Raw genomic sequence first — 26974 nt, forward strand, 5'->3', positions numbered from 1 at the left:
ATCTACAACATGAATAAATCTACACAAAAATTTATATTGGATAACGGGATGTTTATGTCGTGGGCAATTGCGCTCATTGCTACGCTGGGTAGTTTATATTTTTCAGAGATTCTATACTATGAACCTTGTAAGCTGTGCTGGTTTCAGCGCATTCTCATGTACCCGCTTGTTATTATGATTGCGATTGCAGCCGTACGCAAAGATATTAAACAATATGTATACATATTGCCAGTTGCAATTGTTGGTATTTGCTTCTCTACCTATCATGTTTTATTACAAAAGACAGATTGGCTGAAGAATGTCAGCGCGAAGTGCGGAATAGTTCCTTGTGACACGGACTATATCAACTGGTTTGGTTTCATTACAATTCCAGTGCTAGCATGGATTGCATTCGCACTTATTATTATTTTGCAAATTTGTGTGATGAAAGCGGCTCGTGGCAATCGCTAAACCCATAATTCTTGGCACATGCATGTGGTACCTTTTGACTTCCTATCACATATCCTAACGATATGCATGTTGCAAGATTTTATTGGAAAAGGAAGCGTGTTTTTGTGCAGCAAGCGATAGCCATATTGGACTCTGGTGTTGGAGGATTAACCGTTGTAAAAGAAGTGATGAGGCAGCTTCCGCAAGAGAAAATCATCTATTTCGGCGATACGGCTCGTGCTCCATATGGCCCGAGACAACCTGAAGAAGTAAAATTATTTACGACTCAAATTGTGGACTATCTGATGCGATTCTCACCAAAAATGATTGTGATTGCTTGCAATACGGCGACAGCAGTCGCGCTGGATGATATTCGTAAACGAGTCTCTATCCCTGTACTTGGTGTAATTGGTCCGGGTGCGCGGGCAGCGATTAAGGCAACTCGCAGTGGAACGATTGGAATCATTGGTACGGTTGGAACGATTCGAAGCGGTGCTTACGAGCGGGCGCTGAAATCCATTGCTCCAGGGACAACTGTGTATTCCCATGCATGCCCACAGCTTGTTCCAATTGTTGAGAGTGGTCACTTCGAAGGACCTGCAACCCTACAGATTGTGAAAGATTCCCTGCAAGAACTGAGGAATAAACCGATAGATTGTTTGGTGCTTGGTTGTACGCACTATCCATTTTTGTCCGAACAAATCCGTAAAGTCATGGGCAAGAAGGTGTTATTAATTTCGTCTGCGGATGAGACTGCGAGTGAAATATCGACGGTTCTGAATCATCGGCGATACTTGGCGAAGAATGATGAAACACCTGTACACCGGTTTTTCTGTTCGGGCGAACCGGCTCTGTTTAAGAAGATCACGACGAATTGGTTAAAAGAACAAATACAAGATACGCCAGTCGTGTGGCAAGTACCGAATTTTAGGTAGTAATAGTAAAAGGTACGACCGGTTAAGAGACGGTCGTACCTTTTTCATTCTAACTCTAACGTATAAATGCGGTCCAAGGGATAGCTGCCCGAACTCCTAAATTTATTAGCACCTGATTCAAACAATACATAGAGTGTATTCTTATTATCTACAATTCCTTCCGTCATGGGAGGACCTGAGATGGTTGTGACTCGATTGCTGCTGTCAAGAAACCATAGGGGCACTTTATTCCCGCTGAAATCTACTTCTTTATGTGGTTTTTCACGAAGAATGTTCTTATGAATAATGAGCGAACCTTCTGTATTGCGACCAAAGGATTCACTTAAGATCAATTGATCATGACGTACTGTCATTCCTTGGATACGATTTGGAATCGCAAGAGCGTAGCTCGGAACGGTAATACCTGCGCTACTTGCTTGATTAGTTGGAAGGTCGGTTTGTTCATCCAGCTGAAAGCCCTCTGCCCATGCGAGATAGGTGGTTTGATCGCGATCACTTGTGATATGGTGAGACAGATCTGTAGGGTAATCTGCTGTGCCATTGGCAAATTCACCTGCCCATAGGACTCCATCAGAGTACGTTGTGAATGAAGCTCTAACGTCAGTTTTGAAGTGTCCTGCCATATACAGCTTGCCGATTGGCTCAGCTTGAACCAAATCTTCTTTTTTCAAATAATACATATTACTGTTTGAAGAGATCCATACGTATTTTTTACTGACCGTTACACCGCCAGCATGCTCTTTGTAAGGCTCCTTGTTTGCTTGGAATAATTGGAGCGACTTTAAGTGTTTGCCGGTTTGGGCATCAATTACAACGAGCAAGCTTGGATTCTCATCTTCACGATAATAGGAGACGAGGATCCAGTCTTGTTCTTGCATATAAGCGATACCTTGCGGGATATAGTCTTGGAGTAGGCCGGGAACGATTGGGCCAGGCTTCGCTTTTTCAATAAATGGCATGAATTCAGGTTTGTTAATGCGATACTTAATATTCGTATCCTCTTGTGTTACTTTTAACGGATCATTGTTAGGAACGGGTGCAGGTGTTGTTACAGAACTAGATGTTGGAATCGATGTTGCAGCACTTGGTATAGGTTTCTCAGAAGTGGAACAACCTGCAAGAACGATCCAAATGAACAGGGTCATCATACATACATGCTTAAACTGCTTCATATTATCCTCCGGATGTCTTCCCACAGCTATTATTCGCCTGATAAGATGGAGCGCAAGCGATCAGGATAGTTCGTGATGATACCTGATACACCGCAAGAGATGGCGAGTTTCATGTGCTCCGCGTCGTTAATGGTGTAAGGAAATACTTGAATTCCACTCGATACAGCATCTAGGACATCTTCTGGATCAATGTTGTGAAAGTTAGGGTGCAGGGAGTAGACGGGAACTCCCATTAAATTAGCAAATTCCCGATGTTGAACGACGTTGACGTTGTATATAATTCCGATTCTGATGTCGGGTTCAGCCAGTTTAATAGCTTTAAGACTTTTGAGGTTAAAAGAAGACAGAACGACAGATTCCATACGATTCTTGCGTTTAAGCAATTCAATTAATGTAGGTTCAAGCTGTCCGTTATAAGAATGTTTAATTTCTATATTTAGTAAGAAATCCGTCGAAACAAGATCTAGAACTTCCTCAAGAAGTGGAATACACTCAGCAGCATACTTTTCATGGAACCAACTGCCAGCATCTGCTTGCTTTAGCTCCGCAGCCGTATAATCATTGACATACCCCGTAAGGTTCGTAGTGCGTTCTAGCGTTTCATCATGGATGACAACAATCTCACCGTCTTTGGATAGATGAATATCGAGTTCAATGGCATTACAACCTTGTTCAACTCCTAATTGGAATGCAGCTAATGTGTTCTCGGGTGCATGCCCCATACTGCCTCGATGTGCCATAATTAAGAATTCAGAATTTGTCATACGAATTCACCTTCTCTTATTTAAATGTGGAGTTCGCCATTGCCGCAACTATATGCTTTTGTGCAAATACAAACACAAGTACAATCGGCAGAATGACCATAATACTTGCAGCACTGATAAAGTGGAAGTTGAGTGCTTCATCCCCGGCAATTGCCTCTCTCATGAATGCGATACCGACTGTCAGTACGCGCATGCTATCTGTATTCGTCATAATGAGTGGCCAGAAGTAGGAATTCCAACTTGAAATAAATGTAAGTACAATCAGTGTGCTGATCGTAGGTTTAGCCATAGGGACCAAGATTCTATACAAAATATGTAACCGACTTGCACCATCTACACGCGCTGCTTCAATCACATCATTGTTAATCGACTTAAAAGCTTGTCGCAATAGGAAAATGGCATATGCAGATGCTGCATGGGGGACGATTAGCGCAGCAAATGAGTTTAACCATCCTAACTTGGCAAGCATGACATATACCGGTACGAATGTGACTTGATCAGGAATGATTAAGGCTGCAAGAATGAGTAAGAAAATTTTGTCTCTACCCCAGAAGTTTCCTTTAGCAAAAGCATACGCCGTCATAATCGCAATATTAATCTGCAAGACGAGAATGCCGACTGTTTGGATAACTGTGTTCACAAAGAAACGGTCAAAAGGTGCTTTCTTAAATGCAGCTGCATAGTTAGACCAGTTGAACATTTCTGGCCAGAAAGAAGGTATTGCACTACGCAATTCGGCAGTGGACTTTAGGGATGTAACAAATAGCCAATAGATGGGGAAGAACATGATCAGTGTGACAACAATCGCTATAAGTAATTGAATTGTTTTGGAAATTCGAATTGCCATCAATTTGACCTACCCTTCATAATGAACTCGTTTCTTAGAAACGACAAACTGTATGATTGTGAAAATGATGATAATGACGAAGAAAATAATGACGAGGGCAGATGCTCTGCCAGTCTTGAACTCTTTGAAAGCCATCTCATAAATCCAATACACCATCGCTTTTGTGGAGTCGAGTGGTCCACCTAAAGTCATGACATTAATGGACTGGAATACTTGCATGGAGGAGATGAAATTCGTCACTACAAGGAAAAGTGTAATAGGCGATAGAAGGGGAAGCGTGATCCGAATGAATTGTTTAACCTTGGATGCCCCATCAATACTTGAAGCCTCGTAATATTCCACTGGAATTCCGCGAAGACCCGCAATGAAGATAAGCATAGCAAAGCCAACACTTTTCCATAGTGAAACGATAATGAGTGACCATAAAGCTGTATTGGGGTTATTAAGCCAGTTTACGGCATCATAACCGAACCAACCGATGACCATATTGGCAATTCCATATTGTGTGTTGAAAATCCAGACGAAGATCATGGCAGCAATAACCATTGAGATGTAGTAGGGCATAAATACGATCATGCGCATGAAGCTGTATATTTTGCGAGTCGAATTCAGAAGCAGTGCCAGGAGTAGACCAAGCACAAGTGTCAGCACAACATCGATAAGGGTATATTTGAATGTAATGCCTAAGACTTTATAGAATTCTTCGCTTACTAGAAGCTTCTCATAGTTCTCAGTACCGATCATTTTCCACGCAGGCTTCGCCATGTTCCAATTCGTAAAGCTTAAGAATAGAGAATATAGAAGCGGATAATACACGAATATACCTAGAAAAATAAGTGCAGGAGCAGCGAATGCGAAGTCTTTCCATTTTTCGAATAATTGATAGTACGATCGTTTAGGTTTGATTGGTGTGGTGTGCAATTTCACATCTTTTGATGGTTCCATCCTCTTACCCCGTTTCATCATAAGAATTGTAGGTGCGAATATAACGTTCGCACCTACAGTTATTGACCTTTGTTTGATTATTGATCTGCTAACACTTTGTTCATCTTTACGACAGCTTCTTGCATTACCTTCTGTGGATCGCCTTTTTCAAGAACCATTTTATTAATGGCATCTTTATACAAGTTGCTGAATTCGGTATAAGCGGTATGCTGGTAACGAGGTGTCACATTGTCAAAGTTCTCTAGAACGGCCTTATATTGCGGCCATTTCTCTTGATATTTCTTGCCTTCATCCGTTTTTACAGAGGATTTATGAGTTGGTAAGTAACCGACTGCTTCTGCCCATTTGATATTGTGCTCTGCAGAAGTCATGAAATTGATAAACTTCCAAGCCGCTTCTTTTTGGTTGTCCTTCACACCTGACATCATCACAATTCCTGCACCACCGATATTCGAGATGCGAGTCTTGTCTCCAGGAACAAAAGATACGCCAACTTCAAATTTTGCATTTTCCACATAAGTTTTGATGATAGCAGAAGAGTGCTGTACCATACCTATTTTTTCATCCAAGAACATTTGACGCATCGTATCGGAAGCACCTTTACCTACGCCAATTTGCAGGGAACCGTCATCAAACCATTTCTTGAAATTATTAAGGTAACGTAAACTTTCCGGTGAATCGACAGTTGCTTTGGTTTCATCTTTGCTTAGAATTGTACCGCCGCCATTAAGAATCCAAGGATCGTGGTACCAGATATCCCAACCTGGAACAGCGAGAGCATAACGTGTTGTTTTATCTCCTTCCTTAAGCGTCACTTTCTGATTGTAAGCCTCGATTTCACTCCAAGTTTGCGGTGGTTTTACGCCTAATTTGTCAAGTAAAGTTTTGTTGTAGACCATTACACTCGTACTTACTATTAGTGGGAATCCGACTTGCTTGCCTTTGAATGCATAGGCATCCAGCATCCCTTTGGAGAAGTCAGCCGTATCTACTTTGTCACGTTTGATGTAAGGACCGAGGTCGGCAAGCGCACCGCTTTCGGAGAAACTCGGGATCGCAGATACTTCAATGTTCGTTACAGCAGGTACATCTTTAGCGGCGATTGCAGCTTGCAGCTTTTGTTGCAGATCGGAATAGCCGCCTTGGAATACAGGTTCAACCGTAATGTGAGGATACTTGTTCTGGAATTGCTCAATCATATATTTCACGCCGCCCATTTGGTTTTCAGCGTGTGCATGCCAGTATTGAATTTTGACAGGTGTTGTGTCTTCTGGCGGTTGTGTTGCTGCTGGAGAGTCATTGCTTGCCGTGTTGGTTCCGGAACAACCGGATGTTAGAAGAACCGTGGCGATTGCTAATAACGAGATGAACTTCTTCATGTACGTAACCCCTTTTAATCAAATTTTTGATGCATTTTTCAAGATGGACATCGTGCAATGTCATATCGCAAATAATCGAATTTTGCAAAATATCCATCTACAATATAAAATTCATTTGTAAAATTGAACCCTAACCTATGTGAAGATATTGTAAAGGAATCAAGTTTTCTGATCACCTCATTTCAATTATTTTGATGTAAATAAACAAAAAAACTCAGGAGCTTATTCCGTATCTTTGTTAACAGCACAAAGAAAAGGCTTAAGTTCTCTGGGTTTTCTCATATTCTCCACCCGGAGCATGTTATGGAATTTGTTGAAAGCGTTTACTTATATTAAGTATAATTTATGAAGATGAATGACGTCAACAGCGTTGTCAATGTTTGGATGTTAATTTTTCCGGAATATATAATAATAATTATTATTATATATGGACAGGGTTGGTTTACAATAACATCACTTGTTGTAGAACTAGAATGGATGTTATATTGTGACTGTAGAACTGCTGGGTAGAGATTAAGATAACCCCATGCATGATGCGTTCTTCCTGAATCCAGGAGGTACGGTTATGCATGGGGTTTTATTCGTTAGGAGGAGAATCATGAAAAGTCAACCATGGCGAAAGAAATTAACTCATGCTTTAACTGCAACATTCCTTTGTGGAGCTTTAACTTTTAACGCGTATGGATCGGTTTCAACAGCTCATGCAGCAAGTATCCCTGAACTATTGATCACAGAACTAATGGCAGATACGGACAACTATGAAGGCTATGATGCCTTCGAGTATATCGAACTGTATAACGCAAGTAATCACATCATTGATCTGAATGGCTACAAGGTCAATTCAGGCTGGGAACAGACGATTAATAAATCGATTGTCTTAAAGCCAGGTGATACGGCACTCTTATGGACGAGAAGAGCTGAAATTGCACCTATTACGCTAGAAGCTTTTAATAGCTATTATTACGATTCTTACTTCAGCAAATATATATCGGACAGTAAGATGGCAATTATTCATGATGTTGGTGGCTTAGTCAATGGTGGCGGTACGGTAATCCTCAAGAGTCCCAGTGGCGCTGTAGTAAGTAAAGCGGTTTATGCGAAAGCAGACGTGACTTTGAATAAAAGCGTTAATTTTGGTTATCCGTTAAATGGCAGTACGGATATGCGCAAGCTTGGAGGAAGCCAAGAACCGACACCAGGAACAGTCATCCTAGGTCAAGTGCCCGAGAAGATCAAGCAAGACAACGTGAAGCCGCAAGCACCAAGTGGAGTGAACGCCACTTCTGGAAGTGGTACGGCTGTTGTGCATTGGACGTTGAATACGGAATCGGATATGGAGCAGTACCGTATTTACAAGAATGGAGTGCTGGAATTGACCGTTCCTGCGAATCAGCAGCAAGTCACGATATATGGTTTGACCGGCAATAAGCCCTATACCTTCGAGGTAACAGCAGTAGATACATCCGATAACGAATCGGATAAATCGGTTTTGCAGACGGTAATTCCTAGCCATCAGCAAATTTCGCAAATACAGCGCGCCGTAAATCCGATGGACAGCAAGTATCAGGCGCTATGGAATATAAGCGAGGAAGGTCCTATCATTCCGGGACTGGTGCAGGATCTGGTGCCGCAAGCAGTTGCATATTATCAGCCACAGAACTGGATGCTCGTTGTATCGTACATGACAGATGGAAGGCCGACAACATTGTCTGTACTCGATGCGACGTCAGGCGGACTCGTGAAGTCAGTCGTCTTAAATCAGTCTAACGGTGAACCGTATACAGGTCATGCAGGTGGCATTGCAGTGAGCAGCCAATACGGATGGATTTCTTCAGGTTCATCTGTATTCAAATTTAATTTGGCTGATCTTGTGCAGGCAGCTGATAAGGATGAAGTGACATTCATAGATCGGATTTATGTACCTGTCAATGCATCCTTTACTACATTTGCGGATGGGGTACTATGGGTCGGTGAATTTTATGAGTCTACCTCGTATCCAACGGATCCAACTCATCAACAGACTACTCGCTTGGGAGGTAAGAATTACTCCTGGATTGTTGGTTATAACCTTGATCCAGTTACCGATTCGAACAGCCAGTTAGTAGGCGGTACGACCAATAAGGCTGTACCTGATTATGTGCTGTCTGCTACAGAGAAAGTGCAAAGCGTAGCGGTTAGGAACGACTCCATCATACTGAGTACCTCATACGGTAGGAACAAAGACAGTGATTTGTACAGATACAATAATCCGTTAGGTGAATCGCCGCATTTTACAGCTCAGATTGGTAATGCTCAGGTTCCTGGTTGGTTCCTAGATGATGTATCAGCCAAGACTACCAACGGCAAGTTTACAATTGTACCGTTAGCGGAGGGTATCATGGATCTTGGTGATAAGCTCTATGTTATTCTAGAATCAGGTGCTAATAAGTACCGATATACCACGACCTATGTGTTGGATCGTATGCTGAAGATCGATCTGAACCAATTGGATCAGCCCTAATTTTGGTTAATGCTAATTTCTGATATTTCTGTCTAGACAATTGGAGAAGCAGGGCATATAATAATGCATAATCTTAAATGAGTAATTGGGCGGAGACAAAGAAGACCCTTTTGCACAATACGCACTTGGTGTGTGTATTTCGTTGCGAAAGGGTCTTTTTGTGTGCTCATAAAACCGTATTTACTAAACTTGGAGGCGCATTTATGGAACTTTTATCTGTGAACGAACGCATCAATTACTTGCGTAAAATGGCAAAACAGCAGCTTGATTTATTTGTCATTGGAGGCGGTATTACAGGCGCTGGAATAGCATGGGATGCTAGTGTGCGTGGTATGAAGGTAGGTCTTGTCGATATGAATGACTTCGCATCCGGCACAAGTAGTCGCTCCACAAAGTTAATTCATGGCGGACTTCGTTACTTAAAGCAAGGGGAGATTAGACTCGTGCAGGAAGTAGGCAGAGAGCGGGCATTGCTTCACAAGAGTACACCGTATTTAGTCGATCCCATTCCGATGATGTTGCCGATTTATAAGAAGGGCACATATGGGTACTTCGCCAGTATGATTGGTTTGTATGTTTATGACTGGCTTGCAGGAGTCAAGAGAAGTGAGCGTCGCAAGATGTACGGTCGTACACAGACGATGCTACTTGAACCATTATTCAAAACGGATGGTCTTAAGGGGTCGGGATACTATTATGAATACCGTACAGATGATGCGCGTCTGACCGTTGAAATTATGAAGAGTGCAGTGAAGAGTGGGTCAATCGTTTCTAATTATGCGAAGGTGACCGATTTTATATATCGAGAAAATAGAATTGTGGGTGTCAGAGTTGAAGATCGTCTAAGCGGAGAGCAATTTGAAATTTATGCCAAAAAAATAGTGAATGCAGCTGGACCATGGGTGGATGAATTAAGAAAAATAGACCATTCACTCCAAGGTAAGCACCTGTTGTTAACGAAAGGCATTCATCTCGTCGTAGATGCTAAGCGACTGCCGATTAATCAAGCTGCTTACTTCGATGTGCCGGATGGCCGAATGATCTTTGCGATTCCTCGTGGAACGAAAACCTACATTGGTACGACAGATACGGTCTACAAAGGGAACCCCGAAGAACCACATATTAGCACGGAAGATCGTCAGTATGTAATCGATGCAGTGAATGAGGCATTTCCTTCTGTGAACTTGACAGTTTCCGATATTGAATCCGGTTGGTCGGGTTTGCGTCCCCTCGTTCATGAGGAAGGGAAAAGTCCATCAGAAGTTTCCCGTAAGGATGAGATGTTCATCTCGGAGCGTGGGCTCATTACCATTGCGGGTGGCAAATTAACTGGATTTCGCAAAATGGCAGAGAAGGTTGTAAACCTGGTTTCATCTCAATTGCGAGATGAGGAGGGACGAATCTTCCCGCCATGTACGACAGATCGTGAATGCATTAGTGGGGGCATTGCCCAAGGAAGTGAAACTTTTGAACAGAACAGAGCTAGGATGATTGGGGCAGGTAAAACGTATGGAATGACGGAGAGTCAAGTGCTTGATTTGCTTACACGTTATGGAACGAACGTTGAGCACATTTATGAATATGTATCGACCTTACAACAAGAATCCACCTCTAGGCAATCACTTGCAGATCAAGTGCTTACAGCAGAAATTAGGTATGCGGTTGAGTATGAAATGGCTGCTATGGCTTGTGATTTTTTGCTGAGAAGAACGGGCTGGATCTTATTCGATCGATCGAAGGCAGAGCGTGTCCTAAATGCTGTTCTTCGACTAATGGGGCAGCTGCTGGAGTGGGATCAGAACGAGACGAACAAACAGCGCTTAGAAGTTGAGAAGCAGCTCCAGCTTGCTGTGGGGCAATAAGGAGGCATACAAATGATTCACTATTCCGGTTATATATTTGATCTGGACGGCACGATTTATTTAGGGGATGAACTTATTCCAGGGGCCAAAGAAACGATTGCATTCTTACAAGAACATAACAAGAAGATCCTTTTCTTAACTAATAAGACGATCGACTCCAGAGTGAAGTATGTGGATAAATTGAATAAACTCGGTATACGAGTTGAACTAGATAACCTTCTAAATCCTGCACAGGTCACCATACACTATCTGAAGGTACAGCATCCAGACGCTAAAGTTTATGTTATTGGTGAAGATATTCTCAAACAAGAGATGCTTGAACACGGTATTGTATTTGCGCAATCACCAACGGAAACAGATGTCGTAGTCGTGTCTTGGGACCGTAATTTTCATTATGATCATCTGGATTTTGCCTATCAATCTATTAAAAATGGAGCCATTGCCATTGCAACACATCCGGATCGTACTTGTCCAATGCCTGAAGGAGATGTGCCTGATTGTGGAGGGATGATTGGCGCAATAGAAGGAACGACGGGACAGAAGATTGAGATGATCATGGGGAAACCGTCTACTCTGACGGTTCAAACGGCACTATCCATATTGGGACTTACTGCTGATGAATGCTTAATGGTAGGAGATCGACTAGAGACTGATATGAAGATGGGAATTGACGCTGGAATGGGCACTGGGCTTGTCCTAACAGGAATAACAAGTCGAGCAGAAGCGAATGCATCTGACATAGAACCAACTTATCTGTTAGATTCCGTTTATGATATTCTTAAATTATCCGTCGTGTATGATACTGCTGAATAATGTGGATTTATGACGGTAAATCGTTCGCGGGGTGATGAGAATGAAGGGAAAGTCAGAGAGCTATGATCGACTTGCGTATTGTCTGAAACGAAAGCCAGTAATCACTTCTTTGGTCAATAAAGAAGAATTGCCAGCCATTCTACAGTCAACATCCAATATTGTATTTGTTCTAAAGGCTGATATTTTCTCAATTGAACATATCGTGGAACAAATAAGAGATGCAGGGAAATTATCTTTTATTCATTTTGATTTGATTGATGGAATAGGTAAAGACAAGATGGGTGTTGCCTACATGGCTGAAAAAATCGGAATTGATGGAATAGTCACGACAAAGAGTTCGATTATAGCTGAAGGTAAGAAGCATGGTCTGATGACGATTCAGCGGTTGTTCGTATTCGATTCCGTGTCGCTTGATAATGGTATCAAAATTACACAGTCCTCACAGCCAGATGCGATTGAAGTGCTGCCTGGCATGGTATGTACAAGAATTATGAAACGCATTCGAGAAGAACTGAGAATACCTGTGATTGCAGGAGGATTAATGACGGATTTGACTGATTTGGAGTCAGCTTTGGAAAGCGGAGTCATCGGCATTTCAACTTCAAGTAAAGAATTATGGAATTGGCAAGACTCCCATGTAGCGTTAGTGTAGAGTGAATGTTATTGGAGGTCATATGTTTATGGTGACGATTGAATTAACGCCGGAGACGATGGTGTTTCGGTTATTGCTAGCGGCAGTTCTAGGCGGCATAATTGGCTGGGAGCGAGAGCGTAAGAATAAGCAAGCTGGTCTAAAAACACATCTGCTCGTTGCGGTTGGTTCATCACTTATTATGTTGACCTCTATTTATGGATTCGGCAATGATTTGCTTGATCATCCGAATGCTAGATTTGATCCGGCAAGGCTTGCTGCACAAGTTGTTAGCGGGATAGGTTTCTTGGGGGCTGGAGCGATCCTAAGAAGATCCAATAATGTCATCTCAGGCTTAACGACTGCAGCGACACTCTGGGTTGTTGCGGCAATCGGTCTAAGCGTTGGAGCAGGATTTTATTGGCCGGCTGTTGTAACCATTCTAATCATCATGTTCATTATTATGATTATTAACAAACTAGAGAGTAAGCTGATCTTGTTTAAGAAGTATGGCAGCTTGAAAGTAGTTATGTCCAATCAACCGCAAGGTGTGGAAGTAATTAATTCCTTATTGCAAAAGGAAAAAATAACGGTTGAACAAATGGCGGTTAAGCGGGAGATGCAAGAGGATAACCATCTTGTATTTATGGAGTTCCGTATTCACACATCAAAACGCAAAGGGATGCTCGATTTATTCGAACACATCTGGATGATTGATGGAATTAAAGAAGTGAACATGGATTGGAAAGAATAGCGAATAAAAGCTTGTGAGTCCGCCCCAATGGGTGGACTTTTTTTGTTCTAAGAGGGGTGTGTACAGCATATATTTTGTAGCATTTTGATCAGATGAGAGGGGTGTGGTAAATGCGAACAAGCGATTCGAACAGTTATGACTACTGTACATTGGTGCGTGAGGCAGAGGAGTTAGTAGCCCAATATCCATGGATCGAGCTTACTACTATCGGTCACAGCGTACTCGAAAGGCCGCTTCTTGCGCTGCGTATCGGTGTAGGCGCTCATAAAGTGCATTACAATGCTTCGTTTCATGCTAATGAGTGGATTACAACTCCGCTGCTTATGACGTTTGTAAGGCAGTATGCAGAGGCTGTAGCATGCGGTGAGAACTTGTACGGGATTGATGCCAGGTCTGTTTACGAATTAAACACACTTTGGGTTGTACCCATGGTAAATCCAGATGGTGTAGAGCTTGTGTTGCATGGAGCCGACTCTTGTGAGTCTGTGTATGATCAAATTGTGCATTGGAACGGTGGTTCTCATGATTTTAACAATTGGAAAGCGAACATTCGAGGTGTAGATTTAAACGATCAATTTCCGGCGCATTGGGATGTAGAACGAGAGAGAAGAGATGTTCCGGGTCCTGGCCCACGTGATTATACAGGTGAAGCGCCCTTAACAGAGCCTGAGGCAGCTGCTATAGCGCATTTTACACAGAAACAGCAGTTCGATCTAGTGATGGCACTTCACTCGCAAGGCAGAGAGATCTATTGGAATTATCGGGACTTTGAGCCAGACTACGCGGAGTCATTGGCACAATGTTTAGCACAAGCAAGTGGTTATGAAGCAGTAAAGCTTACGGGGAGTGATGCGGGATACAAGGATTGGTTCATTCAAGATTTTCGCAGACCGGGTTTTACGATTGAAGTGGGGTATGGAGTGAACCCGCTGCCGATTGCTGAGTTTTCTCAAATTTATGAAGAAGTTGCGCCGCTGCTTTTGCAAGGACTGATCACCTAACTAGGCAAGAACCCTTTTACGCCTTGCTCATATAATGTTGTTGAGAAGCGGGGCAATCCTGCGTGAAGCATGGAGAAGAGGGATAGGTATGGCAGGTAAGAGCAGTAAGGGCGGCGGAGGTAAAACAACCAAGAAGAAGAAAAAAGAACTGACAAACGGCAGAGTTCAATATACAATGCGACTCGTAGAATCCTCCACTTGTGCCGTATGCAAAACACCTTGTAAACGCGGTATGGACTACTTGGAGAAAATGAGTGAACCCGGTGCAATGGGTCATGGGGTTCCATGTATTTTGACGCGCAGACCAGTAAAATAATAATCTTAAAAAAAGAACTGCCGATCATATGATCGACAGTTTTTGTTGTTTATTCGGTTTTGGTAAATAAACGGTCTTCTAAGCTTTGTTTTAACTTCTTCACTGCGCGGTACTCTAGTTCACGATCGCCCAGAAATTTAACCCCAGTTAAACTAAGTGCTTCCTTGACCGTCATTTCCACGAGAATGGTACTTTCACCTTGTGGAATTTCAACATTAGAATTCATGTCCGTCACTCCTTACTTTTCATTCAAAAGTGCGAGAATTCCTTGATGTATTACCATTTCAATATAACATATGATGTCATATTTTTCAAATATTATCCATGATGAATTAGGTTTGATTAATTTCAGCAACTGCGGGTTTATCATCGGTTTGTTCAGCTGGAAATTCCTCTTCAGGTGTGCGAATCCACCTTTTTAAATAGCCTTGTTCATGTAAGGCTTTAAGTAAAATAATGAGCACAGGCGATACAATTAATCCGATAAATCCGAAGAGCGATAGCGAGATAATCATAAAACTCAGCATCGTAAAGGCAGAGACACCAAGTGAATCGCCCGTAATTTTCGGCTCCAGTAGCTGTCTTGCGACTACAACGACTAACCAAATGACAGTTAACCAGATTGCTAGGCTAGTTTGACCCACGATAAACAGATAGATGATCCAAGGGATAAACAAGGTGGACACGCCTAGCAGCGGCAGCACATCGAAAAATCCAGCAAGTAACGCCATCGTGAAGGCATTCTTAATGCCTAGTGCAAATAACGATATAAGCACGATCACGAACGTAATGGAGATCAGCTTCGCTTGTGCGGAAATGTATGTAACGATCCCTTTAATAACGTTTTCACTTAAAAACTCGAATACTTTCTTGAATGTAGCAGGTGTCTTCTCGCGTGCAACTCGTTTCCAACTCTCAAATTCGATGGATAGGAAGAAGGCAAGAATAAGCCCTACTCCAAAGTTGACACCGAAGCTGATCATGAATGAGGAGACAGAGGATAACGATGTACCAAGGAATTTCAACGTACCAACCATAATTTTGGATGCATTCGCCGTCAGTCCTGATGCGTATTCCGTTATTTTCTGAACAGTATCCGGGCTGAGTGCGTTAATGGAAGATTGCACTTGCTCGGTTATGAGGACGATGCTATTTTGAAGCGTCTGGGTATATTCAGGTACTTTTTCACTAAAGTGTAAGATTTGATTCGTGACGATCAATCCTAGCCCCGTAATGACGCCGAGCAAGATTACAAGGAACAAGATTGTAGAAATTGTGGTTGCAACCATTTTCTTAACGCCGCGCTTATTCATGAATTTAGCGAACGGTTCGATAATCAGGAAGATCGCGAAAGCCCAGAAGATCGGCGCGGCAATTTTATACAGGAAGCTGAAGAGCAACATGAACAAGTACACGGTGAGTAAGATGAGTGCTATGTCGATAATCGTCTTATAATATTTTTTGTAGAATGGGATCATGTACGGCCCTCCATAATTATTGATCAGTTAAAATAAGGGTTCCTTTCGTCGTAACAGCAATTGTATGTTCGTATTGCGCAGACAAAGATCCATCGACAGTGCGAGCTGTCCATCCGTCTGAATCAATGAATACATGTCGCTTACCTGTGGTGAGGATGGGTTCTATTGTGAATACCGAACCTGCGCGAATGAGTGGTCCAAGCCCTTTTGGCCCATAGTGTGGGATGTGTGGGGTTTCATGCATTTTCTGACCGATGCCATGACCTGTAAACTCACGAACGATGGAGTAACCGTTATCTTGAGCATGTTTCTCAACGGCATGGGAGATATCACCTACACGATTCCCAATGACAGCTTGTTCAATACCAATATAGAGACATTCTTTCGTAACACGGAGTAAATCAGTGACCTCTTGGGATACTTCACCTACGGTATACGACCAAGCAGAGTCGGCGAGCCATCCATTTAAATTCACGACCATATCTATAGTGACACAATCGCCACTACGAAGCGGGGTATCTGTGGGGAAACCATGACACATCACATCGTTGACACAAGCGCAAGTTGCATAAGGATAGCCATGGAACCCCTTCTGCTCAGGTGTAGCACCATGATCACGTATGAATTGTTCGACAAAACGGTCGATTTCCATTGTTGTGACACCAGGTACAATTTTCTTAAGCAGTTCGCGGTGGCAGGCTGCTAATATTTTGCCAGCTTCAAGCATCAGTTTAATCTGAGCTTGTGTTTTTACTTTAGCCATCTTCTCATCACCTCAAAATTGATGATAGCAAATACTACGGAAGCATCATCTCTTACGTTTCATACTAATAAAAGCAGGGGGAATAAGCAATATTTGGCTGCATGTATGCCGTTAAATAGGCATGTTGGTGCGCTAATTCGACAATAGTTGTCAGTAATTTGGGAAGTTCGATTGATTTTGTCAGCCGCATTCTTTACAATAGACATTGATAACTTATGAATCAGGAGATGTTAGAATGAATTGCAAAATTACTCGTAAAGCTGCTAAAGTTCTACAGATGGAACTTGATAAAGAAGAAAACAAAGGTTTAGTGGTACGTGTTGCCGTTGCTCAAATGCACGGAGATCATGCTCATTATGAGCTTGGATTAGATACACAGACTGAGAATGATACAGTTGTTTCAACTGACAAAGGCATTGATGTTTTGTTAGAAAAAGATGTTGCACTACTTGATGGCGTTGTTATTGATTATTTCTACTTGCCGCAAGAAGGATTTATGATTACGAATCCGAGCAAAGGAAACCATGGGGATCACTAATGGCTAACGATATTCGGGTTTGCGACAAGTGTAAACATATGTCGATGAAATCCATACTACCTAAGATCAAGGCGATTGCTCCTGATGCAGAAGTAAAAGTTGGATGTAAATCTTATTGTGGCCCATGTTCGCGTTTTGCTTTCATTTTTATTAATGGTCGATACGTAACTGGCAAGACAGAAGATGAAGCAATAGAGAAAGCACGTAAATATGTGAAGAAATAATTCCCGCTTAGGCGGGCTTTTTTTTGTCCGTTATGCAATGTATGTCTTACATAATGTAATGTATATCTTGCATAAAGTAATATATATGTTACAATATGGTCATGAGGTGATGATAGGGTTGAATAATAATGTGAAGCTGTCCCGCATTCAAATGGACCTGACTCAGCAACAACTAGCCGACTTAGTAGGGGTGACCCGCCAGACGATCAGTTTGATTGAAAAAGGGAATTATAACCCGACCTTAAGGCTATGTTTGGATATTTGCCATGCTGTGAATAAGACGCTAGATGCAGTCTTTTGGGAAGAGAGGAAGGATGGTTGATGATGAAGAGAATGAAAGATGAACGTCTGGAATTACAAACACTGAAGAACATTCGAGTTGCTTATATCGTTTTGATGCTCGGTGTCCTTCTTATACTTGTGAAGCAATTTACGGAAGTAGGTACGGATGTATTCACAAGTCCGCTATTCTTCGTTATGATTATATCTAATGCTGTATTTACGTTTAAGAATATAGGTGTTTCCATTGATTATGAATCCACGAATAAGAAGAAGTCATTCCTTGACTCCTATCCTAACCTTATAGGGATGTGTGTCATACTTGCTATTGTATTCGGAGTATTGAATTGGATCTTAACAACTGAACCCATCCTATGGGAAGTGGTGCTATCTAGTACGATATTCTCCGTATGCTTCTTAATCCCATTCACAATTGCCTATCGGAAGAAGAAGCGTATGCAAGATCAAGATTTAGATGATTAATATATGTTTGGAAAAAGAAGAGAGTGAATCGCCCGCGAATGGTTGGGTGTGATCGCTCTCTTTTTACATGAGGATGAAGTCATGATTTATTCTTCTCAAGATTGATTAAAGATAGTTGCTCATTGATCTGGATCTGACCGGCTTCTTGGAAGCCGAATCGCTTGTACAGTGAAATTGCTGGCGTGTTCAGTGTTCCTGTTGAGACGATTACCCGTTTATAAGGTAGCTCAAGTGCTAGTAAGAAGTCTAGTAGTTCAGACGCGATTCCTTTGCGAAAATGATCCGGGTGAACGACTAGGCGGCAAATATCGAGCGTGTTACCCTCCAGTTGATAGGAGATCGCGCCCGCTAGTTCATCATCAACATAGTAGCCATAAAATTGTTCCTTACACTGGATGATCTCGTCCAACGTTTCTTTGAGTGGTGGAATGTCTGAGAATCCGATAATAGCTGCTTCAATCTTGTACGCAGGAACTTGTACACGTATGATTTCACTTGCATCTTGAATGTTGGTTACATCAATAAGTCTGATCATTGTCGATTAAGCTTCCTTTCGAGTAGCGGGAGCTAGCAGATCTTGAAGAGCTTGCTCCAATTCTGGATATTTAAAAATAAAGCCATGCTGCTCTAGTTGATAAGGCAACACACGCTGACCATCAAGTAACAACGTTGATAATTCGCCAAACATAAGTTTGAACATAATCGAAGGCACAGGGAATAGATTCGGTCGATGTAGCACTTTGGCAATACACTTGCCAAAATCTTGATTGGTCATCGGATTCGGTGCTGTTGCGTTTACAGGACCTTGAATACGTTCGTCAAGCATACAGTGTTCAATGAGTCGCACCATATCTTCGATGTGAATCCATGACAGCCACTGTCTACCAGTGCCGATTTTACCCCCTACAAACAGTCGATAAGGCATAAGCATCTTCGGAAAAGCGCCGCCATCCATTCCCAGAACAATACCGACCCGAACTTTAACTACTCGAGTATTCGTGAACAAATCTGCCCCTTGCTCCCACTTCTCCACAACACTGGAGAGGAAATCACATATAGTAGCAGGAGAACGTTCGTCGAATGTCTCGGTTTCTGAAATCCCGTAGATTGACATTCCGGATGCTTGAATGACTACACGAGGCGGGGTGGATAATCGATTAATGACCTCTGAGAGGGCCTCAGCAGCTGCGAGACGAGATTGGACGATTCGTTTCTTAGCAGCATCATTCCAACGTTGATTAATAGACTCACCGGCTAAATTTACGATTGCTTCTGTTCCTTCTAATAGCTCTGGAGAATCGCGTAATTGCGTCCATGTATAGGTTGGAATGCTAAGGTCTGACTTCGGATGATGACGTGAGATCCATATGACATCATGACCTTGCATGATCAAATGTTGCGTTAAATGTGTTCCAATAAACCCAGTGGCACCTGTTATAGCAATTTTCAACAAAATCATCTCCTTCGTAAAGGTTCTCATGATATATTGATAATAGAATAGAACGGCAGACGGTAAATTGAACTGGAGGAAGAAGCATGAACTTATTTCTTTTTGCGCTAATTATTATTATCATTGTTGTTTTTGCCAAAATGTTTGGACGCAGCTCAGCGCGTTCTAGAACCCAATCAACATCTAGACCTATGAGGGTCTCAAGTTTACGGACAGTACCTAAGTCTTATGTATATAGTGAAAGTGATATTCCGTCTCAGTTAGGGATGCTGCCTGGGCTAGGTTTAGAGAGCGCGGTTAGACGCTTGGAAGAAGCTTTAACTCCAGACTTTCAAGATCAGCTACGCGCTCGTGTGATGAGGCTTAAGCCCGATTGGAGTAAGGCCAAGTACGAATGTACTTTTTTTGAGTTAAAACGTTATTTTCTAATGTCACTCATTATGAAGAACACGCCGATGTTCTCAGATGATGTCGATGATATATGGCACGAAATGTTGATGTTTACCAAAGACTATTCGACGTTCTGTCAGTCATTTGCTGGGGATATGATTCATCATGCTCCACATAGTGGCGGTGGTAAAGTACAAATTCCAGATGAACGAGCATGGTTTGATTGGGTGTATGCGCATCTATTTGAATTTACACCTTTCTCAGCAGTAATCTGGCGTGATTTCTTCCGTACGCCACTGGATAGAGAGCGATTGGCTACGATTTCAGACTTCAATCAAGATGAACTTTCGTTTAGATGGTTCAACCAAGAAGCAGCTAGACGTTATCCAGAAATTCGCGAAGTGATAGTGAACTTGATTCATACGGCCAAATTTCAGATTGATCATGCATCAAGTCATTCCCGCTATCAAGATACGAGTTGGGCAGCGAGTGGCGCTATGCAGACTGGAATGATGGTCGCAGGAGCGATGATGTTCTATTCGCTAATGGATACGGATCATTTTACAACAAGCATGGATCAAGCTGTACCCGAAGAGTTGAAAGAGAAAGTGAATAATCAAGTGGATTCCAGCTATTCGTCAACGACCAGTTGCAGTTCATGTTCATCATCCAATGATGATTCGGATAATAATCAATCAAGCTGTTCTTCGGATTCGGGGTCTTCGTGCAGTAGCAACTCCAGTTGCTCTTCCAGTTCATCATGTAGCAGCAGTTCAAGTTGTTCATCAGGCTCGTCTTGCAGCAGCGGCAGCTAGTAAGCTTCGAGTAGTTCAAATTTTCTGTATCCTCATTCGATAGATATGGTGTATAATTTATCGAATATTTAAGCGAATGGGGGGCAATGCATACATGCGAAGGTTTAACAATTATTTTACAGCATTCCATCCGATCGTGTATACGCTCGTTTTCGGTGTAGCACTAGCCCGCATCGCGACATCCATGAGTATGCCTTTTCTTGCGATTTATTTAGGGAGTACCACGGGAATGTCGGCTATGATGATTGGACTCGTGATCGGAATGGGGTCACTCGCGTCCACGGTAGGCGGCTTTATTGGGGGAAATTTATCAGATCGTTTCGGACGAAGAATTATTATGTTTATCTCTTTGTTTACATGGAGCGCAGTATTTGTGCTCTTTGCCGTCGCAGAACATCCGATATTGTTCATGGTTCTTAATATGTTAAATGGGCTTTGCCGATCATTTTTCGAGCCGGTATCCCAAGCTTTAATGGCGGATTTAACAGAACCAGAGCGGCGGTATAAAGTGTTCTCCATGCGGTATTTTGCAGCGAATGTAGGGGTTGCAATTGGACCGATGATCGGAGCATTCTTTGGATTAAGCGGCGGTTCATCCGTATTCTTGATCACAGGGGGTATCTATCTAGTTTACGCGATTGTGTTGGTCGTACTGCTGAATCATTTTGGCATCAAAGACATTGAAGATGCGAAGAAAGATTCTCGAACGACGATTGCAGCAGCTTGGAAAGTCGTTCGTCAGGACGTAGCACTGCGATATGTGCTGCTAGGCGCGATGGTTGTAGCAATTGGATATTCCCAGCATACGGTTACACTTTCACAGTATTTAAAAGATAATTTTGTAGATGGTGTTCAGCTGTTTGCGGTACTAATGACTTCGAACGCGATAACCGTTATTGCGCTTCAGATGTTATGTTCTAGATTGATGGAAGGACGCTCTCCTACACTCGGTATTCATTTGGGGAACGTATTCTTTGCTTTAGGCTTTGTTGGATTTGCAATGTCAGATTCATGGACAGGGTGGATTATCTCGATGATTATTTTTACAATTGGAGAAATCCTGAATTATCCTTCTGGCAGTATGCTGATGGATCGACTTGCACCCGAACATTTACGAGGTACATATTTTGGAGCACAATCGTTCGGATCATTGGGTCATTTCATAGGACCGTGGCTAGGTGGATTGATACTCACATATACTGGCGGAGGAACTTTATTCACGATTATGGCTGCGATTGCGCTATCAGCAAGCGTGTTTTATTCAACAGCACAGCGAATTTTTGATACGAAAAAACAAGTAAATGTGCAATCGAATGATGGTGTGAGCGGGAATTTGTAAATAGAAGAAATGTATGTCCACTACGCTTTGTGTAGTGGGCTTTTTTGTGTTTAAGGATGCGATGGAACTTAAGAGTTAGTGAAATTATATATTCGTCTTTTTAGTATAAAAATATGTTAATAGACTCTTATTTCTGCTCGAAAATAACGAAAACACGAATTATAGGGGTAATAACCATTGACATGTTCGTAAATTATCGTTAATATACGTATTGTTAAGTCAACCAAATAAGATCAATTTACTATTCGTATATCCTCAATATAGGGTTGAGGGTCTCTACAAGGAACCGATTAATTCCTGGCTACGAATGGGATGCTAATGCATACCCATTTTGACGTCAGGAATTTTTATTTTGAGATTATATGTTATGAAAAATTCTAAAAATAACGTTGTCACTCAAGGAGGACATAATGAATCAGTATGATGTGATTGTTGTTGGAGCGGGACCTGCCGGGATTTTTACTTGCTATGAGATGACTTTGAAAGCACCACACCTTAAAGTATTGCTCGTGGACAAAGGGCACGACATCTACCACAGACGCTGTCCAATCTTAGAAAATAAAATTACACTATGTCCGCCTGCAACTGCGAAGAAAGAATTTGCGGGTTGCTTACCTGCTTGTTCCATTACAGCTGGATTTGGCGGTGCGGGTGCGTATAGTGATGGCAAGTTTAACATTACAACAGAATTCGGCGGTTGGATGACGGATTACCTACAACCTTCGCAAGTCATGGATCTGATTCAATATGTCGATGATATTAATCTTCAACATGGTGCAACAACGTCGATTACGGATCCGACAACGGATATAATTAAGGATATTGAGCATCGTGGGTTTGCAGCTGGACTTAAGCTGCTTCGTGCACAGGTGAGACACTTAGGTACGGAGCAGAATATTGAAATTCTCAAATCTATCTATGAATATTTGAAAACACGCATCGACATGATGTATAAAGCAGAAGTGCAAGATATCATCACAGTAAAAGAAGAGGGTGTACACACCGTTCAAGGGATTGTGATGAAGAATGGCGATGAGTATCGTGCGCCGCACGTTGTCGTTGCTCCTGGTCGTGACGGCTCTGCTTGGTTTACTGAGATATTGAAGAAGAGAAGACTCAAGATGTACAACAACCAAGTTGACGTTGGTGTACGTGTGGAAACTTCTGATGTGGTGATGCAAGAAATTAATAAGCATCTTTACGAGGGTAAATTTATTTACAATACGTCCGTTGGTACGCGAGTTCGTACGTTCTGCAGCAATCCATCTGGTCACGTTGTCGTTGAAAACCACAGTGGCGTAATGGCTGCCAATGGTCACTCCTATAAAGATCCAGCGCTTGGTTCTAAGAACACGAACTTTGCACTACTTGTTTCTCATAAATTTACAGAGCCATTCGATAAGCCGAATGAGTATGCAAGAGAGATTTGTCAACGTGCGAACGATCTATCCTCTGGTGGTGTTATCGTTCAGAAGTATGGCGATATCCTTCGTGGCAGACGCTCTACAGCAAATCGAATCAAGGAAGGTTTCCTAGAGCCAACACTTAAAGAAGCTGTTCCAGGTGACTTAGGTCTTGTACTTCCTTATATCACAATGAAGAGCTTGATCGAGATGATCGAAGCTTTAGATAAAGTAACACCAGGTATCGCGTCCGAGCACACATTGTTCTATGGTGTAGAAGCGAAGTTCTACTCCGCAAGACCGAAGCTTACTGAAGAATTTGAGACGGAAATTAAAGGTTTGTTCTGTGGTGGAGATGGCGCGGGTATTACTCGTGGTCTTGCACAAGCGGGTGCAGCTGGTGTCTGGGTTGCTAGAAGTATTCTTAATAAGCAAGCTAAATAATTGTTAGATCATTTATATAAAAGAGAAGATCGCCAAGCGTCTGCTATACAAGCAGCTACTGGCGATCTTTTTTCATAAAGTAAGATATGAATTAGTTCAGTAAGCGATTCAATTGAAGAATGACGACAGTAGCCTCTGCACGTGTCATATCTGCATTTGACATAAACATGTTGTTTTCGCGTCCTCGTAGGACATTGTTCTTGACACTAGCAGCGATGAAAGGTTTAGCCCAGTTTGGGATGTAGTAATCGTCAGCGAATGATGTGAGTACCGTATAATCGATTCCCCATTTCATTGCTTTGGCGACAACTACAGCCATCTCACCACGTGTGATGTTCTCGTTCGGATACACATTTCCGTCTGTTGAACCTTTGATAATGCCTTTATTGAGTGCGTAATTAATGGATGACTTCGCCCAAGATGGGATATCATCACTGTCTTTTACCCGAATTGATGTTGATTCATTGTTCGAAGCCTTCATTACTCTGCCTAACATCGTAATAAATTCTGCGCGAGTGATGGGCTCATCTGGATTGAACTGGTAGTTCGAGACTCCTTTTACTAAACCAGATGAAGCTGCACTACAAATCTGACTTGAAGCCCAATGTGCATTAATATCATTGAACTGACAGGAGCTAGTATTCCCACCAGTGCCTTGATACACCGTATGAGTAGCCGCGCTAGAAGTTGAACTGCTATAGTCGCTATTACCCGTATATACGGCTGTGATGGAGTGAGAGCCGACAGATAAGCTGCCTGTATTGTAAGTAGCTTTACCATAACCATCTACACTAACCGAACCGAGCGTAGTGGAACCGTCTTTAAACGTAACCGTACCCGATGTTACCAATCCGCCGGAACGGCTAACTGTAGCAGTAAACGTCACCAATTGTTCTGAATTAGAGGACGGCATCGACTGCGTGAGTGATGTATACGTGCTTTGGTAGTTGCCTACGAGCTGTGTCAGGGTGCTTGATGAACTTGTGCTGTAATAACTGTTTCCGTTGTAGACAGCTGTAATCGAATGACTTCCATTGCTAAGACTGCTTGTCGTATAAGTTGCTCGACCACTGGAATCTAGATTCGTTGTGCTTAGATGTGTGTTTCCGTCTTTTAACGTAACGCTTCCAGTTGGTGTTCCATTGCCGTAACCACTAACCGTAGCAGTGAAAGTTACCCATTGCCCTGGATTAGCGTTTTGCGAAGAACTAGTTAAGGAAACGGATGTTTCACGATTCGTGCCGATTGTTTGGGTAATCTCACTTGATGTGCTTGAGCTGTAGTAGCCATTGCCTTGGTACACAGCTTTAATGTAGTGTGTGCCATAGCTTAAGCTGCTTGTATTGAATGTTGATTCCCCGTAACTATTGAGATTTTCATAACCTAGTGTCGTGCTGCCTTCCATGAATGTAACACGACCGGATGGTGTACCATTACCGTATCCACTTACTTTTGCAGTAAATGTAACCCACTCCCCATAAGATGCGGAAGATTTGGAACTAGATAAAGAAACCCAGCTATTCGAGTTGGTGCCCCCTACATACTGCGTTAAGCTGCTTGAAGTACTGGTACGATAATAGCTGTTGCCGTTATATGTAGCGGTAATGTAATGTGTGCCACTACTTAAGTTACTTGTAGAAAGTGTTGCATATCCACTTGAACTTAAGTTACTGGTTCCGAGTGTGGTACTGCCATCCTTGAATGTAACCGATCCTGTTGGTGTACCACCGCCAGAACCAGATACGTAAGCAGTGAAAGTTACGTTTTGACCGACACTCGAATTCGTGTTAGAGCTAGAAAGTGTTGTAGAGCTTGTGTTTGTTGAGCTAACGTTCTGTACGATTGTATTAGAAGGTACTATGATATTTGCTGATCCATCTGAATATGTAGCTGTAATGTTATGAGAGCCTATTGGTAAAGTGCTAATTCGAAGGGTAGCGATTCCACCTGTACCTACTGTGCTTGCACTAGTACCGAGTGTTGCAGATCCATTGCGAAATGTAACAGTGCCTTTTGGATTAGTACCTGCACCTGTAACTGTAGCTGTGAAAATAATTTCATTACTGTAAATGGAGTTTGAATTGGAGCTAGAAAGTACAACGCTAATATTTCCTTGACCAATTGATTGTGTTATTGCTGGCGAAGTACTTGAACTAACTTTTCCATCTCCACTATATCTGGCACTTATTAAATGAGTTCCTGCTGGGAGTGAGCTGATTTCAAGCTCTGCTTCACCACTATTTGAGAGTGTTGCAGTTCCAATATCTTTTCCATTATTTAAAAATTGTACTGTACCAGTAGGTTTTACCCCATCTGTTACATCAACCGTTGCAGTAAATTTAACCCATTGTCCAAATGGTGCGTTTGAAAGGCTACTCTTTACTGTTGTTGATGAGCTTGATTTAATTGTAATTGGAACATCAGCAACGCTTCGAATGTAGTTGACATCACCATTATAAGATAGACTTAATTTATTGTTTTTGGGTGTTAAGCTCTCAACTAGGAAAGTTACTTCAGTTTCACCTGTTCCTAATGTTTTAGTAAGGCGTTCTTTATCGTCGATATACAGTGTGACTGAACCGGTTGGTTTACCATTATCAGCTCCAGAAACACTTGCTTTGAGTTCAATAGACGGAGTGGTTATAGATGTAAGATTGATTTTAATAGTACTATCTTTCATTACCGTTGGTGTTGGCGTGGTATCCCCAGCCGCCATCGCCACCCCACTAACCCCGAACAAACTACTAAACACTAGCGTTAATGATGTTAAAATGACAAATACATATTTAATTGGTTTCATTAAGCAAGTCCTTTCCTCAATAAATTAATTCCTGCTGCTTATCAATGTGAAGCGGAAATTCGTCGTGTGAAAATTCCCTCCTTTCACTGCGTATCAAGTCAATATTTACCTATATTGTACCATATACGCTGGGTTATATCTCCAATAAAATCTATACTTTATATCGTTAAGTAACAAGCAAAAACCCGAGGACATTTATCCTCGGGTTTATCTATATACA

Annotated in this window: 27 protein-coding genes and 1 riboswitch; of the genes, 16 read left to right on the forward strand and 11 right to left on the reverse strand. The window is 42.1% G+C overall.

Annotation, left to right across the window (positions count from 1 at the left end; all coding sequences use genetic code 11):
• Window positions 1-9: 9 nt before the first annotated feature.
• Together NV379_RS14390 and racE are read left to right on the forward strand one after the other, a co-directional pair.
• On the forward strand, window positions 10-450 hold the full coding sequence (locus NV379_RS14390; RefSeq protein WP_258208009.1) for a disulfide oxidoreductase: 441 nt from the start codon (window positions 10-12) through the stop codon (window positions 448-450).
• 104 nt (window positions 451-554) lie between these two features.
• Complete coding sequence (gene racE / locus NV379_RS14395) at window positions 555-1364, forward strand: glutamate racemase (protein WP_308860292.1); 810 nt, start codon at window positions 555-557, stop codon at window positions 1362-1364.
• A gap of 44 nt (window positions 1365-1408) precedes the next feature.
• Here racE and NV379_RS14400 read toward each other — a convergent pair whose 3' ends face one another.
• From NV379_RS14400 to NV379_RS14420, 5 genes are all read right to left on the reverse strand, one after another.
• Window positions 1409-2536 carry a hypothetical protein gene (locus NV379_RS14400; RefSeq protein WP_258208011.1) on the reverse strand — a complete coding sequence of 376 codons (1128 nt, stop codon included), beginning with the start codon at window positions 2534-2536 and terminating at the stop codon, window positions 1409-1411.
• A 29-nt stretch (window positions 2537-2565) separates the two neighbouring features.
• Window positions 2566-3300: a glycerophosphodiester phosphodiesterase gene (locus NV379_RS14405; protein WP_258208012.1), complete on the reverse strand. Its 735-nt coding sequence runs from the start codon at window positions 3298-3300 to the stop codon at window positions 2566-2568.
• Between the two features lie 16 nt (window positions 3301-3316).
• On the reverse strand, window positions 3317-4147 hold the full coding sequence (locus tag NV379_RS14410) for a carbohydrate ABC transporter permease (RefSeq protein WP_258208013.1): 831 nt from the start codon (window positions 4145-4147) through the stop codon (window positions 3317-3319).
• A gap of 9 nt (window positions 4148-4156) precedes the next feature.
• On the reverse strand, window positions 4157-5092 hold the full coding sequence (locus tag NV379_RS14415; RefSeq protein WP_258208014.1) for a carbohydrate ABC transporter permease: 936 nt from the start codon (window positions 5090-5092) through the stop codon (window positions 4157-4159).
• A 77-nt stretch (window positions 5093-5169) separates the two neighbouring features.
• Window positions 5170-6471 (reverse strand): ABC transporter substrate-binding protein, encoded by a 1302-nt coding sequence (locus NV379_RS14420; protein WP_258208015.1) that lies wholly within the window; start codon window positions 6469-6471, stop codon window positions 5170-5172.
• Window positions 6472-7069: 598 nt separating this feature from the next.
• On the opposite strand from NV379_RS14420, the gene NV379_RS14425 reads away from it, so the two are divergent.
• From NV379_RS14425 to NV379_RS14455, 7 genes are all read left to right on the forward strand, one after another.
• Window positions 7070-8971, forward strand: coding sequence for a lamin tail domain-containing protein (locus tag NV379_RS14425; protein ID WP_258208016.1), 1902 nt, complete (start codon window positions 7070-7072; stop codon window positions 8969-8971).
• Window positions 8972-9174: 203 nt separating this feature from the next.
• Window positions 9175-10833, forward strand: coding sequence for a glycerol-3-phosphate dehydrogenase/oxidase (locus NV379_RS14430; RefSeq protein ID WP_258208017.1), 1659 nt, complete (start codon window positions 9175-9177; stop codon window positions 10831-10833).
• Window positions 10834-10845: 12 nt separating this feature from the next.
• Window positions 10846-11646 (forward strand): HAD-IIA family hydrolase, encoded by an 801-nt coding sequence (locus tag NV379_RS14435; RefSeq protein ID WP_258208018.1) that lies wholly within the window; start codon window positions 10846-10848, stop codon window positions 11644-11646.
• A gap of 40 nt (window positions 11647-11686) precedes the next feature.
• Complete coding sequence (locus NV379_RS14440) at window positions 11687-12298, forward strand: glycerol-3-phosphate responsive antiterminator (RefSeq protein WP_258208019.1); 612 nt, start codon at window positions 11687-11689, stop codon at window positions 12296-12298.
• Between the two features lie 28 nt (window positions 12299-12326).
• On the forward strand, window positions 12327-13031 hold the full coding sequence (locus NV379_RS14445; RefSeq protein ID WP_258208020.1) for an MgtC/SapB family protein: 705 nt from the start codon (window positions 12327-12329) through the stop codon (window positions 13029-13031).
• A 110-nt stretch (window positions 13032-13141) separates the two neighbouring features.
• Entirely contained in the window at window positions 13142-14032 is an 891-nt protein-coding gene (locus NV379_RS14450) for a M14 family metallopeptidase (protein WP_258208021.1), read from the forward strand.
• Window positions 14033-14066: 34 nt separating this feature from the next.
• Entirely contained in the window at window positions 14067-14348 is a 282-nt protein-coding gene (locus tag NV379_RS14455) for a hypothetical protein (RefSeq protein ID WP_373426116.1), read from the forward strand.
• Window positions 14349-14397: 49 nt separating this feature from the next.
• On the opposite strand, the gene NV379_RS14460 is transcribed toward NV379_RS14455, so the two are convergent.
• From NV379_RS14460 to map, 3 genes are all read right to left on the reverse strand, one after another.
• Window positions 14398-14574 (reverse strand): hypothetical protein, encoded by a 177-nt coding sequence (locus NV379_RS14460; protein WP_258208022.1) that lies wholly within the window; start codon window positions 14572-14574, stop codon window positions 14398-14400.
• A 106-nt stretch (window positions 14575-14680) separates the two neighbouring features.
• Window positions 14681-15826 (reverse strand): sporulation integral membrane protein YtvI, encoded by a 1146-nt coding sequence (gene ytvI / locus NV379_RS14465; RefSeq protein ID WP_258208023.1) that lies wholly within the window; start codon window positions 15824-15826, stop codon window positions 14681-14683.
• Between the two features lie 16 nt (window positions 15827-15842).
• A complete protein-coding gene (gene map, locus NV379_RS14470; RefSeq protein WP_258208024.1) occupies window positions 15843-16589 on the reverse strand; it encodes a type I methionyl aminopeptidase in 747 nt (248 codons plus the stop codon).
• 235 nt (window positions 16590-16824) lie between these two features.
• Here map and NV379_RS14475 point away from each other — a divergent pair, with 235 nt between their 5' ends.
• From NV379_RS14475 to NV379_RS14490, 4 genes are all read left to right on the forward strand, one after another.
• Window positions 16825-17127, forward strand: coding sequence for an iron-sulfur cluster assembly accessory protein (locus NV379_RS14475; protein WP_258208025.1), 303 nt, complete (start codon window positions 16825-16827; stop codon window positions 17125-17127).
• On the forward strand, window positions 17127-17351 hold the full coding sequence (locus tag NV379_RS14480; protein WP_258208026.1) for a YuzB family protein: 225 nt from the start codon (window positions 17127-17129) through the stop codon (window positions 17349-17351). The genes NV379_RS14475 and NV379_RS14480 overlap by 1 nt, the downstream gene beginning before the upstream one ends.
• Window positions 17352-17469: 118 nt before the next feature.
• Window positions 17470-17673 carry a helix-turn-helix transcriptional regulator gene (locus tag NV379_RS14485; RefSeq protein ID WP_258208027.1) on the forward strand — a complete coding sequence of 68 codons (204 nt, stop codon included), beginning with the start codon at window positions 17470-17472 and terminating at the stop codon, window positions 17671-17673.
• A gap of 2 nt (window positions 17674-17675) precedes the next feature.
• Entirely contained in the window at window positions 17676-18113 is a 438-nt protein-coding gene (locus NV379_RS14490; RefSeq protein ID WP_258208028.1) for a DUF6773 family protein, read from the forward strand.
• Between the two features lie 79 nt (window positions 18114-18192).
• Here NV379_RS14490 and NV379_RS14495 read toward each other — a convergent pair whose 3' ends face one another.
• Both NV379_RS14495 and NV379_RS14500 read right to left on the reverse strand, forming a co-directional pair.
• Window positions 18193-18648 (reverse strand): GNAT family N-acetyltransferase, encoded by a 456-nt coding sequence (locus NV379_RS14495; RefSeq protein WP_258208029.1) that lies wholly within the window; start codon window positions 18646-18648, stop codon window positions 18193-18195.
• A gap of 6 nt (window positions 18649-18654) precedes the next feature.
• Window positions 18655-19563 (reverse strand): TIGR01777 family oxidoreductase, encoded by a 909-nt coding sequence (locus NV379_RS14500; RefSeq protein ID WP_258208030.1) that lies wholly within the window; start codon window positions 19561-19563, stop codon window positions 18655-18657.
• 86 nt (window positions 19564-19649) lie between these two features.
• On the opposite strand from NV379_RS14500, the gene NV379_RS14505 reads away from it, so the two are divergent.
• From NV379_RS14505 to NV379_RS14515, 3 genes are all read left to right on the forward strand, one after another.
• Window positions 19650-20768, forward strand: a complete 1119-nt coding sequence (locus tag NV379_RS14505) for a UCP032817 domain-containing protein (RefSeq protein ID WP_258208031.1) — start codon at window positions 19650-19652, stop codon at window positions 20766-20768.
• Between the two features lie 94 nt (window positions 20769-20862).
• Window positions 20863-22107, forward strand: a complete 1245-nt coding sequence (locus NV379_RS14510; protein WP_258208032.1) for an MDR family MFS transporter — start codon at window positions 20863-20865, stop codon at window positions 22105-22107.
• A gap of 225 nt (window positions 22108-22332) precedes the next feature.
• A riboswitch (purine riboswitch) is annotated at window positions 22333-22431 on the forward strand.
• A gap of 86 nt (window positions 22432-22517) precedes the next feature.
• The gene (locus NV379_RS14515; protein WP_258208033.1) at window positions 22518-23954 is read left to right on the forward strand and encodes an NAD(P)/FAD-dependent oxidoreductase; all 1437 of its coding nucleotides are present in this window, start codon (window positions 22518-22520) and stop codon (window positions 23952-23954) included.
• A gap of 91 nt (window positions 23955-24045) precedes the next feature.
• Here NV379_RS14515 and NV379_RS14520 read toward each other — a convergent pair whose 3' ends face one another.
• Window positions 24046-26754 (reverse strand): Ig-like domain repeat protein, encoded by a 2709-nt coding sequence (locus NV379_RS14520; RefSeq protein ID WP_258208034.1) that lies wholly within the window; start codon window positions 26752-26754, stop codon window positions 24046-24048.
• Between the last annotated feature and the right edge of the window lie 220 nt (window positions 26755-26974).

This window comes from Paenibacillus radicibacter (assembly GCF_024721995.1).
Taxonomy (GTDB): Bacteria; Bacillota; Bacilli; order Paenibacillales; family NBRC-103111; genus Paenibacillus_AM; species Paenibacillus_AM radicibacter.